The following is a 16073-nucleotide window of genomic DNA, read 5'->3' as shown; positions in this document are numbered from 1 at the left end:
TTAGGGAATAGCGCTTACTTTTTCTCCTAAATTAAAACACCGCCGGCAACGAGCTTCGTACACGTCTTTCTCACCCAGCACGACGCGCTCCTGCGCGGCTGTGGTGCGAAAAGAGTGAGAGGCTACCTCACCACAAACTACGCAGATGGCATGCACTTTGGTGACGTACTCGGCGATGCTCATCAGCTGAGGCATACAGCCGAAGGGCTGCCCTTTGAAATCCATGTCTAGTCCAGCCACGATCACGCGCTTGCCGTGGTCGGCCAGACTGTTGCATACGTCCACAATGGCGGAATCGAAAAACTGAGTCTCATCCAACCCTACTACCTCGCAGTTTCCTGCCAGCAACAATATCTCAGTGGCCGTTTCAACCGGCGTGGAGCGAATGGAATTCTCGTTGTGTGAAACAATGTCGGCCAGGTGGTAGCGTTTATCGAGGGCAGGCTTAAAGATTTCCACCTTTTGCCGCGCGATTTTTGCGCGGTTGAGCCGCCGAATCAGTTCCTCGGTTTTGCCCGAAAACATGGAGCCGCAGATGACTTCAATCCAGCCCGTACGCGGGTTTAGGGGGCCATTTTTGCGTGAAGGTTCGACAAACATAATCTGGTGGATAAGGGGCGATTAGGCGAAAGCCCCGTTTTCATTACATTTGCAAAGCAAACACATTTTTCTGTATTCAGCCCCCGCCCCATTCCCAAATCAGCTATGCCCGGCTCACTTAACTCCTCTGCTCTCAATCAATACGCCGTCGAATTTACCACCAAAATACTCGACGAAATCTATGGTCAAAAAACGGTAGTCAATGGTCAGAATTTACTGACACTCACGCCTGTCCGACAAGTCAACCTGGGCGTAGTAAGCCTGATTTTTGATAAGTGGAAGGCGGAGGCTCAGGCGTTTCGCAGCCCTTATTTTGATTTTGAACAGGAAGAGGTCAAAAATGCATTGCAGGAGTTTATGAACACCGTTTCCCGGCATATTGCCGTGCAGCGAGACGATCTGCAACCCTTGCTGCTGTCAGCTACAAAAGATGCCCTGCTATTGCTGCTGGCGCCCGGCGATTATTTCGGGGATAGACTGCGGAACATGCCCGGTTTCACTTTCAATACCGAAAGTGCGCAGCACATGACTAAGTACACCCACATACATGCGGGCGTAGCCAAAGGCCTGGCGCTGCGTTTGGCCGATAGCGGATCTGACTTCGTGTACGCCAATCAGGCGCTGAACTGGCTGGCTGAAACTATGGATAGCGGCGCATCGCTCGATCATTACACAACCTACATTGAGCAGTTCTCATCGGTCAAGCCTCTTGACGTGAGCGCGATTTCTCCAAATTTAATTGTGAATAACTCTCCTGTCGAGGCTCCGGCGGCAGAGCCCCAAAAGCAGGATAACCAATCATTTTTCGATACAGCGTTGGTGGAGGTCGAAACAGAGAACGAAGAAGCGCGGCCCCTGAAACCGGAAGCCGTCCCGGCTATAGATATCTCTCGCGAAAGTTCCATGGCTGCGTCGGCAACTACCTCGGGCGATTCCAATGGTGCGTACAGCCGAACCAACTCGCTCAACAACCGCTTCAAGGTCGACATGCCTGCTCCTTCATCGGAAAGTACCTACGGTAATGTTTCGCCGAAAGTGGACAGCATCATGGGTAGTATTGCGCTGGGGCAGCGGTTCATGTTTGTCAATCAGCTTTTTGACCGAAATAGCGATGCCTTCGATCAGGCTATCCACGAGCTTGACCGCGCCTCAACCCTGGACGAAGCCCAGAATATTGTAAAACATAAGCTGGCCACAAAATATTCGTGGGACGAAAATAGCCCGGCGGCCAGCGACCTCATGGCTATCATCAAGCGCAAATTCAACTAATCCGGCCATGCGGTACCGGAGAGTGTTTTTTCTGATTCTATTTTCCGGGGTCAATGGCACGTTGGTACTGGCCCAAAGCTCTGACGCTTTTCCTGTCGGAGCACGTTCCTGGGGCATGGCCAATGCCGTAGTAGCGCAGTCGGACCGCTACGCATTGGTGAACAACATTGCCGGCATTGCTACCGAAAGCGAAGCTTCCGTTTTTTCATCCTACCATTCTTACTACGGTTTCGAGGGCGTCAATACCCTTGCCTTTGGCGCGGTGATGCCACTGCGCGAGGAGTTGGCCGCCGGGTTTTCAGTACAACGGTTTGGGGATAAAATCTACAACGAACTATCCTTTGGCCTGGGACTGGCGCACCGTATCAACCGTATTAGTCTGGGCCTTAAAGCCAGTTACCGGCAAATCGCCGTGAATGCTTCTTCCCTATCGTTGAGTAAAAAAGCGCTGGTTGTAGAAATGGGCGGTATTGCACAATTGAGTTCGACGGTGTTTCTGGGAGCGCACATTTATAACCTGGCGCAGGGTAGTTTTTCTGGCGAGGGCTCGGAGAACCTACCCACGGTCATCAAAACGGGTTTGACTTACATTCCAACCAAATCTTTACGACTCAGCACGGAGCTTGTCAAGAACACCGACTTCCCGGCTTCAATCCGGGCCGGACTGGAATACGGGGTAATTCCCCGATTATCGTTCCGCACCGGAATCGCCAGCCAACCCTACAGCAATCACTTCGGCCTGGGTTTTGCCGGTAACAGCTTGGCTGTCGATTACGCGGCCAGCAGCCATCCTCAACTTGGCTGGTCCCATCATGTTTCCTTGGCTTACGTTTGGAAGAAAAATGAAGAGGAAGAAAAGGAGTAGTCGGGCTAAAACGAGCAACATCTGGATTGTACACTTGTGAAACTGTAGCGTCATTTGCTCTGAAATCAACTGCCTCCCCCAATGAAAATCACAAACAGCACCAAAGCCGATATCCCCGAAATCTTCCGACTCTACGCAGAAGCAGCGGCTCATCAAGCCAAAGTCGGTGCGACCGTCGTGTGGCCTACCTTTGAAAGGCAGCTTGTGGCGACCGAAATTTCCGAAAAGCGGCAGTGGAAAATGATGATCGAAGAGGAAATAGCCTGCGTATGGGCCATTACTTTTGAAGATGAGCAGATCTGGGAAGAGCGCAACGCCGACCCTGCCATCTACATCCACCGAATCGCCACCAATCCTGATTTTCGGGGCCAGAATTTTGTCACAAGAATCGTCGACTGGGCCAAAGTGTACGCCCAAAGCCGGGGCAAAGAATATGTGCGGCTAGACACGATCGGAGAGAACCTACCCCTTATTCAACACTACACCAAAGCGGGTTTTAACTTTCTGGGAATGTTTCAGATGAAAAACACCGACGGCCTGCCCGCCCATTATGAAAGTGGAGAGGTGGCACTTTTCGAGATAAAACTGTAATGGCCAAATGCTAAACTACCTCCTCAAGCATCTTGACATACTGTGCGATTCCCGCTTCGATTTCGTGTAGGTAAATAAATTCATCAGCGGTGTGTGACCGGCCTGAATCTCCCGGGCCCATTTTGAGCGAGGGGCACTCCAGCAACGCCTGGTCGGACGTAGTAGGTGAGCCGTAGGTGTTGCGCCCCAACCGGAGCCCGGCCTGCACGATGGCATGTTCGTTGGGAATACTCGATGGCCGCAGTCGCACTGAGCGGGCATCCACTTCTGACTGGATATTGGCCTGAATTTCCTCGACCACTTCTTCCAGAGTATACTGCTCCGTTACCCGCACATCAACGGTGAAGGTGCAGGTGTCCGGCACGACATTGTGCTGAGTTCCGGCATTAATCATCGTTACCGACATTTTAACTGGCCCAAGCGTGGGCGAAACTTTCGGAAAACGATACCCCGTGATCCACTCGATGTCTTTAATGGCTTTATAGAGGGCATTCTCGCCTTCATCGCGGGCGGCGTGGCCGGATTTTCCTCTGGCGGTGCAATCCAGCACCAGCAAACCTTTTTCTGCTACGGCCAGGTGCATTTCGGTAGGTTCGCCCACGATCGCGAATTCGATCGGTGGCAAATCAGGCACCACTATTTCCAGGCCCTCCTTTCCCGAAATCTCTTCTTCCGCGCTGGCCACCAGAGCGATGTTATAGGCCATATCTTTGCGCTCGTAGAAATAACAGAACGTGGCAATCAACGACACCAGACAGCCACCTGCGTCGTTGCTGCCCAGGCCGTAAAGTTTACCATCACGCTCCAGCGGTTCGAAGGGATTGAGTGTCCAGGACTTATTAGGCTTGACTGTGTCGTGGTGAGAGTTGAGAAGCAGTGTGGGCTTAGTGGCGTCGAAATGCTGATTCAACGCCCAAATATTGTTTTTTTTGCGGTGAAAGGGGATTGCTTTTTTTTGTAAAAATTCTTCGAGGTGCCTGGCGGTGTCATCCTCTTCACGGCTGAAAGAAGGCGTAGAAATTAGCGTTTTGAGGAGTTCGGTTGCCTGGTGGGTTAGGGTAGTTAAATTATCTTTTTCAAAGATGGGGGTCATAAAAAGAGCGTATCGTGGGCAATGCTTTTACCCAAAGATACGAAAAAGCCCCTATGTCCGTACCTGTCCGTTGCCACGCACGACCCATTTTTCAGTCACAAGTTTTTCCAGAGCAAATGGTCCGCGGGCGTGGAGTTTTTGGGTGGAGATACCGATTTCGGCTCCCAAAGCGAATACACCGCCGTCGGTAAATCGCGTGGAAGCATTGGCGTATACCGCCGCCGCATCCACTTCGTTCAGGAAAGATTCTACTGCATCAGCATCCTCCGAAACGATAGCCTCGGAGTGTCGCGACGAGTACTCCTGGATGTGCGCCAGGGCTTCGGATAACCCCTTCACAACTTTGACCGAGCATTTGTAGTCCAAAAATTCGCGGCCAAAATCTTCCGCCTGCGCTTTTTGCAGGAAGGGGTACCCTGCAGCCTGCAGAATCGGGTAGGAAATTTCATCCGCAAAAATCTCGACCTCGTAAGCAGCGAGTCCTTCTACTAATTTAGGTAAAAACTCTTCTGCCACCGCCCGATCTACCAAGACAGTATCTAACGAATTACAAACCGAAGGCCTTGACACCTTGGCATTAACCACGATGGCCCGCGCTTTTTCCAGATCTGCCGATTTTTCTATGTAGGTGTGGCAGACGCCAGCCCCGGTTTCGATGGTTGGTACCAGCGAATTTTTCCTGACAAAATGAATTAACGCCTCCGAGCCGCGCGGAATAATGATATCTACATAGCGCGTGGCGGTCAGCATCTCGTGGGTATATCTGCGATCGGTCGGGAGCAGCGTTACGGCAGCAGCCGGAACATTGAATTTTTCGAGCGTTTCGTGGATAAGTTTGACCAGGCAATTATTTGAATAAGAAGCTTCCTTACCCCCTTTGAGAACACACGCATTCCCCGAGCGTAAACAGAGCGCCGCCACGTCAAGCGTCACGTTTGGCCTCGACTCATAAATAACGCCCACCACTCCCAGTGGCACCGAGATTTTCTGCAATTGCAAGTCCTGCTCCAGAGTCCGCTCAAGCAACACTTCACCGCTGGGATCGGGCAGATTCGCCACGTCGCGCAAGCTTTGGGCAAGCCCTTCGATCCGTTTTCCGTTCAGCAGCAAGCGATCCTTTTTCGGGTCAGCATCATCCATGCGATCCAGGTCCTTTTGGTTTTCAGCCAGGATGACATCCTGCTGCGCCAGAACCCGATCCGCCAGGTCGTGCAGTAAAGCAGCCTTAGTAGCATCGCTTAAATTCCGTACTGCTGCCGCAGATTGGCGGGTCGCCAGAAACATATTTTGGTTGTCCAAACCCTCTTCATTGACTATTTCTAAATCTTGCTCAATCATTTGATTCATATTCTTTTTGAAAAGCTTCCTTCCGGGAGCTAAAGTACCCGGCAATTGAAGCGATATTTTCTATGTGCATTTCGGTATCCCGGCTTTCCCACTTACAACAAAACTATATCACTGGCATTCGCCACTTCGAAATTCAGGGTTTTCAGGTTATCCACAATCGCCAGAGAAGTGGCCCGCGCCCGCGCTACCGCTACCATTTCCTGCTCGGAATTAAAAATTTCGACCAATTCGCCGGCTTCGAATTCGCCCTCTACTGCCAGAATCCCTACGGCCAGCAAACTGTGCCGACTCTGCAAAGCGCGTACCGCGCCATCGTCTATACGCAGACGCCCTGCTACCAGGCCGCCGCTACCGAGCCAACGATTGCGAGCCGAAAGCGTACTCCTCTGTGGATGGAACACCGTTCCGGTTTCTAGTTGCAACGCCCGCAAAAGGCCGTCTGGTTCGTTCAGGCCAAAAATTACCACCCGAATCCCCATACGGGTAGCGAGCTTCGTAAAGGTCAACTTAGAAGCCATGCCACCCAGGCCCAGGGAAGATTTATCCGTTCTGACCCAGCGAAAGACCTCGTTTACTTCCGACACCTGACGCAAGATTTGGCCCGAGTCGTCCATCAAACCACCTACCGAAGTACACAGCATGAGTGTCTGAGCCCCGAACCCAGTGGCAATTAGGGTGGCCAGCTCGTCGTTGTCCGAAAACTTCAACTCGCGGTCGCTGACCACGTCGTTCTCGTTTACAATGGGAATTATATTGCTGGCCCAAAGCTCTTCAAAGGTACTTTTTAATTGCAAAAACTGGTGGCGATTGGCGAAGTGCTGACGTTCGCAAAGACTTTGTGCAATAGAAATCTGGTGGGGCTGAAAGTGGGAAGCATACAATCCGATCAGTAAGGGATTGCCTACGGCGGCTGCGGCCTTACGCTGCGTCAGGGTACCTTTGTACGACTGTATCTGGCCCTTACCTGCCCCTACTGCACCCGAAGAAACGATAATAATATGGTAGCGACGGTGCAACACGGCTACCTGACGCGCAATTTCCGCAAGTATGCCCTCATCCGGCTCGCCCGTAGGGAGGGTGATGGAAGCAGTACCGAATTTTACAACAAGGATGGGTTTATTGGTGGGCATAATCTATTACGCCACGCGCTGAAAAACGGGTTCCAACGCTTGCTCAGTGAAGCGGGTCTTTAGCGAGATGGCCTGGCGCAATCGACCGATATATTCCAGCTTGGGAATTTCGACAGCACCGAAGCGGCGCACGTTGTCATTCATAAATTGCGTGTCGAGCAGACGGAAGTTTCGCTCCCGTAGTACCTCGATAAGCGCGTGAAAAGCGACTTTGGAAGCATTGCTCACCGTATGAAACATGGACTCGCCAAAAAACGCCGCACCGATTGATACGCCATACAGGCCACCTACCAACTGCCCTTTCTGGTAAGCCTCTACACTATGCGCCATACCAAGATCGTGCAAATCGGTGTAGGCCTTAATAATATCCTCCGAAATCCAGGTGCCGTCCTCCTGCGTTCGTGGAGCAGCGCATTGCCGCATAACGCCCTCAAAATCGCAGTTGATGCGAATCTCAAATTTCCTTTTATTGAGCGTTGGGCGCAGGGATTTGGCCGGGCGATAGCTATCGATAGGGATAATGGCCCGCGGGTCGGGAGAGTACCAGTATAGAGTGCCGTCGGCGTCTGCCATCGGAAAAATTCCGTTGATGTAGCCGTATATGAGATCGTCGGCGGTAAGTTGGTTCATGGGTGCGGTATATTCGTATACAGGATTTCAAATGTAGGATATTATTTAAATATACGAAGTCTTTAAAGATAAAAAATTGACTAGCAATAGGTTGTGTTCAATTAATACTCCCTACCTGTAAAACAAAATGGGCATTTTCTGGCACCTGGTTCCTAGTTCTGTTTATAAAAATTTAAACACGCCGGGAGAACGCAAAAAATATATTTGCGGTTTAATTAGCATGAGTGCATATTTTTATTCAGTTTTGCACCGTTTTATTAATCAGAATTAGCCGCCCGGCGATTTTGAAAAAACCTTTGAACTGTAAAGTGATCCTTACTTTCTTTCATACGACACCCTTCCGATTTAGGTCCACCCGGACCAACTAATCTCTTTTTGCCTACGTGGCAAATATTTTTCTGCCCCCTTTTTCCTGCTTATTTTTAATCAAATTCACTACAAATCTGTTGTGAGTTTTCCCAAGCTTTGCGCGGAAGGAGTCAACTCAGCCCTTAAACATGAAAAATAAAGAAATTCAAGATAGTCACTTTATTGTCGAAGTAGCCACCGAAGACCACCTCCATCACGCCGAAACTATCTGCGCTGAGATGGAGGAAAGCGCCAAACAACGCGGCACGGGCATCGCCAAGCGGTCTGTTGTTTATCTTATGGAGAAGATGGTCGAGGGAAAAGCCATCATCGCCACCACAAAAGACGGCGATTGGGTGGGCTTCTGCTATATAGAAACCTGGGAGCACGGCAAGTTTGTGGCCAACTCGGGTTTGATTGTGTCGCCCGATTATCGGAAGAGCGGCATGGCCAAAGCCATCAAATCCAAGGCGTTCGAGTTGTCGCGCAAGAAGTACCCCAACGCCAAAATTATCGGTATCACGACTAGTCTGGCGGTGATGAAAATAAACTCCGACCTGGGCTACGAACCCGTTACATTCAGCGAGTTGACAACCGATGAAGCATTTTGGAAAGGATGCGCAAGCTGCGTCAATTATGATATCCTGACCCGTACGGGAAGAAAGAACTGCCTTTGCACGGGCATGATGTACAACCACGAGGAAGCAGAAAAAAAGGATGAAGAAGAGAACTGGAACTTCCTGAAAGAATCAAAACTATACGAGCGCTGGATGCGGATCAAGCAACGCATCATGTTGCGAAGGTCCGACAATACTAAGAAGCAAAATCCCGAAGCGACGCTTGTTTAGCCATTAGGTTTTAAGGCACCAGCTATTTGTCTTTTGATAGCCCCGCTCGGATTTCTGTCAGGAACCGAAGCGGGGCTATCTTCATAAAAGGGCACGGAAGCCGCAGATGTAGTAAGTTTGCGCAGATTTATTGCCGTTGGCGGAATGAAGCTTGCAGAGCTCAGAACAAAAATTAGCGTGCAACCATCAATCAGCGCGGCGGCAGAATGTTTCAATGATTAAACAATTCACTAGATAATGCCTAAGGTAGTATTAGCGTTCAGCGGTGGGCTGGACACCTCGTTTTGTGTAAAATATTTGGCCGAAGATCAGGGCTACGACGTATATTCCGTGCTGGTGGATACAGGCGGTTTTTCTGACGAAGAGCTGAAAACCATCGAAGCCAATGCCTACGCTCTGGGAGTAAAGCAGCATACGACAGTCGACCGGACTAAGGAATATTACAGCGACTGCATCAGGTACCTCGTCTTTGGAAATATCCTCAAAAACAACACCTATCCGCTATCGGTGAGCGCCGAGCGCATTTTTCAGGCAGTAGCGGTAGCGGAGTATGCCCGGGAAATCGGCGCGTCGGCCATTGCCCACGGCAGCACCGGGGCAGGCAACGATCAGGTGCGTTTCGACATGGCATTCCGGATCATTATGCCTGAGGCCGAGATTATCACGCCCATTCGCGACCTGAAACTTTCGCGCGAAGCGGAGATTGAGTACCTGACTAAAAAAGGTGTGCAACGCGATTGGAAGAAAGCCGAATACAGCATCAACAAAGGTTTGTGGGGTACATCGGTCGGTGGCAAGGAAACACTCACCTCAAACCAGTACCTGCCCGAAAGCGCCTGGCCGACGCAGGTTACCAAAACCGAGCCCGAAACCATCACGCTGGAATTTGAAAAAGGCGAACTGGTTGGCTTAAACGGCCAACGTGCCGAAACATCCGTACAAGCGATTCAGCAACTGGCCGAAATGGCCCAACCCTTCGGCATTGGCCGCGATATACACGTCGGCGACACCATCATCGGCATCAAAGGCCGCGTGGGCTTTGAGGCCGCCGCACCGCTGATTATCATCAAAGCGCACCACACCCTGGAAAAGCATGTACTGACCGAGCAGCAACTTTACTGGAAGGAGCAGCTTGCCAATTGGTACGGCAGTCTGCTGCACAAAGGGCAATTCGTGGAGCCCGTAATGCGCAATATCGAAACCTTCATGACCGACACTCAAAACCACGTGACGGGAAAAGTACAGGTACATCTGGCACCCTATCGCTTTCACGTCGAAGGCATCGAGTCGAACTTTGATCTAATGTCGCCCGTATTCGGTAGCTACGGCGAAATGAACAATGCCTGGACTGGCGACGATGTGCGTGGCTTCTCGAAAGTGGCTTCGAACCAGTCAATGATTTATCAGAAAATCAGTGAATTGTCCCAAAAGAAATGATTGAAAAAATAAAAGCAGGAATTGTAGGAGCAGCGGGATATACGGGGGGAGAATTGATCCGTATTCTGCTGAATCATCCCAACGCTGAAATCGCTTTCGCTCACAGCAAAAGTCAGGCGGGCAAGTCCGTGCACGCCACGCATACTGATTTGCTGGGCGACACCGACCTGGTATTCACGGGAGAAGACTTTTCGACTTTATTATCGAATGATTCTTTGCAGGTAGTTTTTCTCTGCTCGGGTCACGGCGAATCCAGGAAATTTCTGGAAGCGAACAAAGTACCTGATTCGGTAAAAATCATTGATCTCAGCACCGACTTCCGTGATGAGTCGGAGGGTTTCGTCTATGGCTTGCCCGAGTTGCAGAAAAATAAAATAAAAGAAGCGACTAAGATTGCCAATCCGGGCTGTTTTGCCACGAGTATCGAACTGGCCCTGCTGCCTTTGGCACAGGAAGCATTAATTAAAAACGATGTTCACGTCAGCGCGGTGACGGGTAGCACGGGGGCGGGACAATCGCTGAGCGCGACGACGCATTTCTCATGGCGAAACAATAATGCATCGATCTACAAAGCCTTCACGCACCAGCATTTGACCGAAATAAAAATGAGCGTTGCGAAGCTGCAAAACGGTTTTGGCGAAGCCATTAATTTCATTCCTTACCGGGGTGATTTTACCCGAGGAATCATGGCCAATGTGTACACCCAATTCGATGGTACTTTGCAAGAAGCGATTGAGTTGTACCGTGACTTTTACCAGTCCCACCCGTTTACGCACGTCAGCAGTCCGGCTATTGATTTGAAGCAGGTTGTGAATACCAATAAATGCTTTGTCCACTTGGAGAAGCATGAGGGACAACTGCTGATTACCAGCATTATCGACAATCTAACAAAAGGGGCTTCGGGTCAGGCAGTGCAGAATATGAATTTGATTTTTGGCTTTCCAGAAGACGCAGGCTTGCGGTTGAAAGCGGTAGCCTTTTAGCACACAATATTGTCCATTTTCACTTATCCATTTAAAAATGTCCAATCTTTTCGACGTCTACCCCATTTACGACATAGAGCCCGTTAAGGCACAGGGTAGCTACTTGTGGGATCAAAATGGCATCAAATACACCGATCTGTACGGCGGCCACGCCGTGATTTCGGTGGGTCATTGCCACCCTTATTATGTGGAGATGCTCACAAAGCAGATGAACGCCATCAGCTTCTACTCCAACTCAGTAAGGATTAGTCTGCAGGAAGAATTGGCGGAAAAGTTGGGCAAATTATCCGGCTATCCCGATTATAAGCTTTTCCTCTGCAACTCGGGCGCGGAAGCGAATGAGAACGCTCTGAAACTGGCGTCATTTCATACCGGCCGAACCAAGGTAGTTGCTTTCAAAAAAGGTTTTCACGGACGTACCGCCGGAGCCGTCGCCGCAACGGACAATCCCTCGATCGTGGCGCCGGTTAACTACAACCGACACGTGACGTTCCTACCTTATAATGATGTGGATGCTGCGGAAAACGGTATCGACGACGAAGCCTGTGCCGTGATTGTGGAAGGCATTCAGGGGGTGGGCGGCATTCATGTGGCCACCGACGAGTTTTTGCAGACCCTGCGTCGCAAGTGTAACGAAACCGGGGCAGTATTGATCCTCGACAGCGTGCAGTGCGGCTACGGGCGTACAGGAAAGTTTTTCTCCCATCAGTTCAGCGGTATCCATCCCGACCTGATGACAATGGCTAAAGGCATGGGCAATGGTTTTCCAATCGGTGGCGTGCTGATTTCCCCTAAGTTTAAAGCCAGCTACGGTTTATTGGGAACTACCTTTGGCGGCAATCACCTGGCATGCGCGGCGGGCGTAGCGGTGCTGGACATCATGAAAAATGAAAATCTGATCGATAACGCCGCCAAGATGGGTGAGTACCTGATGGAAGGCATCCGGCGCATCGGCGGCTACAAGGAGCTACGCGGACGCGGCCTGATGATCGGCATAGAATACGATTTCCCAGTCAAAGAGCTGCGTAATAAACTACTCTTCGACCATAAACTTTTTACGGGCGTTGCCGGCGCTAATACACTGCGACTACTTCCGTCGCTGGCGCTCGGCAAAACAGAGGCTGACGCCTTTTTAAAAGCACTGGAAACCGAAATATCCTCCATCCACGAAACTACCCTCAACAATTAGGAATGAATCACTTTATTTCCCCTGCCGACGTCACCGACCTTAACCAACTCGTTACCAGCGGTATCGTTACCAAGCGTAATCCTTTTGCTGATCAGGAATTAGGAAAGAATAAGACCATAGGTTTGCTATTCTTCAATTCCAGCCTGCGGACACGGCTGAGCACCCAGAAAGCCGCCCAGAATTTGGGCATGAATGTTATCATCCTGAACGTCAGTCAGGATAGCTGGGGGCTTGAAATGGAAGAAGGAGAGCCCGGAAATCCCATTATTATGAACGGGGCCAAGGCCGAACACGTGAAGGAAGCGGCGGCGGTCATCGGGCAATACTGCGACGTCATCGGTGTGCGGTCTTTTGCCAAATTGCAAGATCGCGACAAGGATTATTCCGAGCTTGTTTTTGAGCAATTCAGAAAATATGCCGGTGTCCCCATCGTCAACCTTGAATCGGCTACGCGCCATCCGTTGCAATCACTGGCCGATTGTATCACTATTGAAGAATTTAAAGTAAAAGCCCGTCCCAAAGTCGTACTTACGTGGCTGCCTCATTTCAAGGCACTGCCGCAGGCGGTTGCCAACTCTTTCTGCGAATGGATGGGCGGCATGGATGTCGAACTTGTGGTAACGCACCCGGTGGGGTATGATCTGGCTCCCGAATTTCTTGGTAGTGCCGAAGTGATCTACGACCAGGAAAAAGCTCTGGAAGGTGCTGATTTTGTCTATGGGAAAAACTGGTCGTCTTACACCAATTATGGACAAGTACTGGTAAATGATCCGGCGTGGATGATGACAGAGGAAAAAATGGACCGCACCGACAACGGTAAATTCATGCACTGCTTACCCGTTCGTCGTAACGTGAAGGTAACCGACGGAGTGCTGGATGGCCCGCGATCGCTAGTTATCGAGCAAGCCGCCAACCGCGAATGGGCTGCCCAGGCAGTTTTGAAAGAAATCCTGCTGGGAATTCAATAGCAATGAAATTGGATTATCAATAAAAAGCCCCTGAGGATGAATCCTTGGGGGCTTTTTTGCATTCCTGAACTATTAGTTATCGTCAGGCCGTAGTTCCTCCGCAACTTGATCCGGATCCGGCAGTACAGCCATAGCAATGCTGGTTCAACACGATCTCACGTTCGGCCAAAGCCTTGGCATTGAAATCCCTGATATGTTGATGGGCAGGTGTTGCCACGGGCAATTCCAACATCTGATTGAAGTCGCAATCAAACAGGTAGCCATCCCAGCCCACTGATATAGTATTGCGGCACATTACGCCTTCGGCGGCGATGGGGTTGAAAGAATTGACCAATTTTTCCATGTATCCCTCGAAATTGCCTGACGAAATCAGATAATCCAGATAGCGGCTAATGGGAATATTGGTAATAGCGTACAGGTCATTGAACTCAATCTCGAACTCATCGCGCAGCACCCGCTTAAACTGACGTTTGAGCGTCTCCTGACTGGCAGGCATAAATGCCCCCGCAGGATTGTACACCAGATTGAGCACTAGTCCTGTACCCTCCATACCGTAGCCTACAGCATTCAGCATTTTCAAGGCCCGCACCGAATCCTTGAACACACCTGTTCCGCGCTGCCGGTCTGTTTTATCTGCGTTATAAAAGGGGAGGGAGCTTACCACTTCCACTCCATGATCCCTGTAGAACTCGGGCAGATCGTGGTACTTGGGATTGGCGACAATGATCGTAAGATTGCAGCGCACCATGACGTGCCGCCCAAGGGCATGACACTGCTCCACAAACCAGCGAAAATTGGGATTCATTTCGGGCGCACCACCCGTAAGGTCAACCGTTGGGATATCCGACTCAGCCAGCGCCCGAAGGCACTGCTCCATTGTCTCACGAGTCATGATTTCCTTTCGGTCAGGTCCGGCGTCCACGTGACAATGCTTACAAACCTGGTTACACATCTTACCCAGGTTAAGCTGTAATATTTCGAGAGTGGTGGGCTTCAGCGGAAAAAGACCTGCATCACGCATCTTTCTTTGAAAAAAAGGGAGTCCCAGCTTTTGGCCGACGCCTTCTTCGAGAATTTCAATTTGTGTTTCAGTATCGGAAAGCTGGTGGTGCAGGGCGTGTAGGCTCTTCATTCAGTATGGTAATTAAATTTCTTCGGGGTTAAATCAATAAGGCAACGGAATTTCAAGTCCGTTGTTACATAGACAGTTCCTTTACTTTATTCATCATCTGTACGCCGTGAACGAGTGACGCACCGCCACGAATGGCAGCAGCCACGTGCACAGCTTCCATCATCTCCGCTTCCGTGCAGCCCTTTTCGAGCGTGTCCACCGTGTAGGCATCGATGCAATACGGACACTGTACGGTATGCGATACAGCCAGCGCGATCAATGATTTCTCACGGGCAGTCAGCGCACCTTCGGCAAATACCTCGCCATAGTAATCAAAGAATTTGTCGGCCAATGGCTTTTGGAATTCACCGATTTTACCAAATTTTTTTAGATCCTCGGGATCATAGTAGGTCTTCATAGTGAGGAATTGGGAAGTTATAAAAGAGTCGCTAAATAAAACAGGCCTTGATTTTGTTTAAACATACGTTAAAAAACAGTAGTTTGGTTGCTTTGTTCAGTCTTTAACCCTTCTTCAGTTTGTTTTTTTACTTTTCCCGTACGCTGGTCCGCCTTGGCCTGCCGCTCTATCTCCGAAAGCTGTGTGTCACTAACGCCTCTGCTGTCCCCACTGATGCTCCTGTATTACTGGCTTCCAATCATTCGGGTTCCTTCTTTGATGCCGTCGTTATTGGCTCGGTATTGCGCCAGCCCATTCATACGCTCACGCGCGGCGATGTTTTCCGAAACCCCAAAGCGGCATATTGGCTGCGCGCCATTAAACTTATTCCGGTATTCAGGGGCTCCGAGGGAAGAGATAATTTGAAAAAAATCGACACGACGCTTGATGAGTGCTTTTCAGTAATGAAAAACAACGGAGCCGTCATTATTTTTTCAGAGGGGATTTGTGTCAACGAGTGGAACCTGCGCCCTTTGGGAAAGGGTACCGCACGGATGGCGCATCAGGCCTGGTACGGTCCAGATACAGCTTTACATCAATTGACGGTCATTCCTACTGGGTTGACCTACGAGCATTTCCGTGGAGCAAATAAGCGTGTAGTTCTACGTTTCGGCGATGCAATTCATCCCCAAGATATCAAAACTTCTCCTGATGAATATGAAAAATGGCTTCGGGAATTCAACGGTCTGCTTACCGAGAGAATGCGCCGGACCATTCTGGAGATTCCGGCAGAAGCTATTGGCCCAGAAACAGACCAGCAACTAAACGCGTACTTTGCGAGTTGCCCCCGTCCATCGGGCAATCCTGCTTTAGATTTTCTGGGCAAATTGGGTCGGGGAATTCACCGTCCACTTTACAGAGCCTACGTACGTTTCGTTGCCGGAAAGACGAAGAAAACCGTTTTTTATGATTCTGTACTTTTTGGCCTACTCATGTACAGCTATCCCGTTCTGGTGAGTCTGCTGGCAATTCTGATCGGTAGTTTTACAAGCTGGACAGTTGGCCTCGTCATTTTTGCCAGCTTGCCATTACTAGCTTTATGTGGCAACAGATACCGGAAAGACCCCCTGTAATTATACCAACCCTTTTAAAAGAAGGCTATCTGTAAACGCAAGCGGGCCGCGCTGCTGATGCAGCGCGGCCCGGTCCTGGGTTGTATGAAAAAGTGGCGGCTACCTACTCTGCCGGCTTTGAGACCGGTACCATC

16 protein-coding genes are annotated in these 16073 nt (G+C 50.3%); 9 read left to right on the top strand and 7 right to left on the bottom strand.

Annotated elements, in window-relative coordinates; all coding sequences use genetic code 11:
* Positions 1-600, bottom strand: coding sequence for a thymidine kinase (locus tag IE117_RS10225; RefSeq protein WP_189564331.1), 600 nt, complete (start codon positions 598-600; stop codon positions 1-3).
* Positions 601-705: 105 nt separating this feature from the next.
* On the opposite strand from IE117_RS10225, the gene IE117_RS10220 reads away from it, so the two are divergent.
* From IE117_RS10220 to IE117_RS10210, 3 genes are all read left to right on the top strand, one after another.
* Entirely contained in the window at positions 706-1869 is a 1164-nt protein-coding gene (locus IE117_RS10220; RefSeq protein ID WP_189564330.1) for a DUF8457 domain-containing protein, read from the top strand.
* A 7-nt stretch (positions 1870-1876) separates the two neighbouring features.
* Positions 1877-2734 carry a PorV/PorQ family protein gene (locus tag IE117_RS10215; RefSeq protein WP_189564329.1) on the top strand — a complete coding sequence of 286 codons (858 nt, stop codon included), beginning with the start codon at positions 1877-1879 and terminating at the stop codon, positions 2732-2734.
* Between the two features lie 81 nt (positions 2735-2815).
* On the top strand, positions 2816-3325 hold the full coding sequence (locus IE117_RS10210; protein WP_189564328.1) for a GNAT family N-acetyltransferase: 510 nt from the start codon (positions 2816-2818) through the stop codon (positions 3323-3325).
* Positions 3326-3335: 10 nt separating this feature from the next.
* On the opposite strand, the gene IE117_RS10205 is transcribed toward IE117_RS10210, so the two are convergent.
* From IE117_RS10205 to aat, 4 genes are all read right to left on the bottom strand, one after another.
* A complete protein-coding gene (locus IE117_RS10205; RefSeq protein ID WP_189564327.1) occupies positions 3336-4418 on the bottom strand; it encodes a M20 family metallo-hydrolase in 1083 nt (360 codons plus the stop codon).
* Between the two features lie 51 nt (positions 4419-4469).
* Positions 4470-5702: a glutamate-5-semialdehyde dehydrogenase gene (locus tag IE117_RS10200; RefSeq protein ID WP_189565326.1), complete on the bottom strand. Its 1233-nt coding sequence runs from the start codon at positions 5700-5702 to the stop codon at positions 4470-4472.
* Positions 5703-5857: 155 nt separating this feature from the next.
* The gene (gene proB / locus IE117_RS10195) at positions 5858-6895 is read right to left on the bottom strand and encodes a glutamate 5-kinase (protein WP_189564326.1); all 1038 of its coding nucleotides are present in this window, start codon (positions 6893-6895) and stop codon (positions 5858-5860) included.
* A 6-nt stretch (positions 6896-6901) separates the two neighbouring features.
* Positions 6902-7525 carry a leucyl/phenylalanyl-tRNA--protein transferase gene (gene aat, locus IE117_RS10190; protein ID WP_189564325.1) on the bottom strand — a complete coding sequence of 208 codons (624 nt, stop codon included), beginning with the start codon at positions 7523-7525 and terminating at the stop codon, positions 6902-6904.
* Between the two features lie 497 nt (positions 7526-8022).
* On the opposite strand from aat, the gene IE117_RS10185 reads away from it, so the two are divergent.
* From IE117_RS10185 to IE117_RS10165, 5 genes are all read left to right on the top strand, one after another.
* On the top strand, positions 8023-8721 hold the full coding sequence (locus IE117_RS10185; protein WP_189564324.1) for a GNAT family N-acetyltransferase: 699 nt from the start codon (positions 8023-8025) through the stop codon (positions 8719-8721).
* Positions 8722-8958: 237 nt separating this feature from the next.
* Positions 8959-10158 carry an argininosuccinate synthase gene (gene argG, locus IE117_RS10180; protein WP_189564323.1) on the top strand — a complete coding sequence of 400 codons (1200 nt, stop codon included), beginning with the start codon at positions 8959-8961 and terminating at the stop codon, positions 10156-10158.
* Complete coding sequence (argC, locus tag IE117_RS10175; protein WP_189564322.1) at positions 10155-11141, top strand: N-acetyl-gamma-glutamyl-phosphate reductase; 987 nt, start codon at positions 10155-10157, stop codon at positions 11139-11141. The genes argG and argC overlap by 4 nt, the downstream gene beginning before the upstream one ends.
* Before the next feature lie 37 nt (positions 11142-11178).
* Positions 11179-12330: an aspartate aminotransferase family protein gene (locus IE117_RS10170; protein WP_189564321.1), complete on the top strand. Its 1152-nt coding sequence runs from the start codon at positions 11179-11181 to the stop codon at positions 12328-12330.
* Positions 12331-12332: 2 nt separating this feature from the next.
* Complete coding sequence (locus IE117_RS10165; protein WP_189564320.1) at positions 12333-13298, top strand: Rossmann-fold NAD(P)-binding domain-containing protein; 966 nt, start codon at positions 12333-12335, stop codon at positions 13296-13298.
* An 82-nt stretch (positions 13299-13380) separates the two neighbouring features.
* Here the strand turns inward: IE117_RS10165 and arsS are convergent, their stop codons facing one another.
* Both arsS and IE117_RS10155 read right to left on the bottom strand, forming a co-directional pair.
* Positions 13381-14430, bottom strand: a complete 1050-nt coding sequence (arsS, locus tag IE117_RS10160) for an arsenosugar biosynthesis radical SAM (seleno)protein ArsS (RefSeq protein ID WP_189564319.1) — start codon at positions 14428-14430, stop codon at positions 13381-13383.
* A 64-nt stretch (positions 14431-14494) separates the two neighbouring features.
* Positions 14495-14827, bottom strand: a complete 333-nt coding sequence (locus tag IE117_RS10155; RefSeq protein ID WP_189564318.1) for an arsenosugar biosynthesis-associated peroxidase-like protein — start codon at positions 14825-14827, stop codon at positions 14495-14497.
* A 119-nt stretch (positions 14828-14946) separates the two neighbouring features.
* Here IE117_RS10155 and IE117_RS10150 point away from each other — a divergent pair, with 119 nt between their 5' ends.
* Positions 14947-15939 (top strand): 1-acyl-sn-glycerol-3-phosphate acyltransferase, encoded by a 993-nt coding sequence (locus tag IE117_RS10150; RefSeq protein ID WP_189564317.1) that lies wholly within the window; start codon positions 14947-14949, stop codon positions 15937-15939.
* Positions 15940-16073 lie beyond the last annotated feature (134 nt).

The sequence above is a fragment of the Persicitalea jodogahamensis genome (assembly GCF_014651615.1).
In the GTDB taxonomy this organism is placed as follows: Bacteria; Bacteroidota; Bacteroidia; order Cytophagales; family Spirosomataceae; genus Persicitalea; species Persicitalea jodogahamensis.
This window is presented reverse-complemented; position numbering and strand designations above follow the sequence as displayed.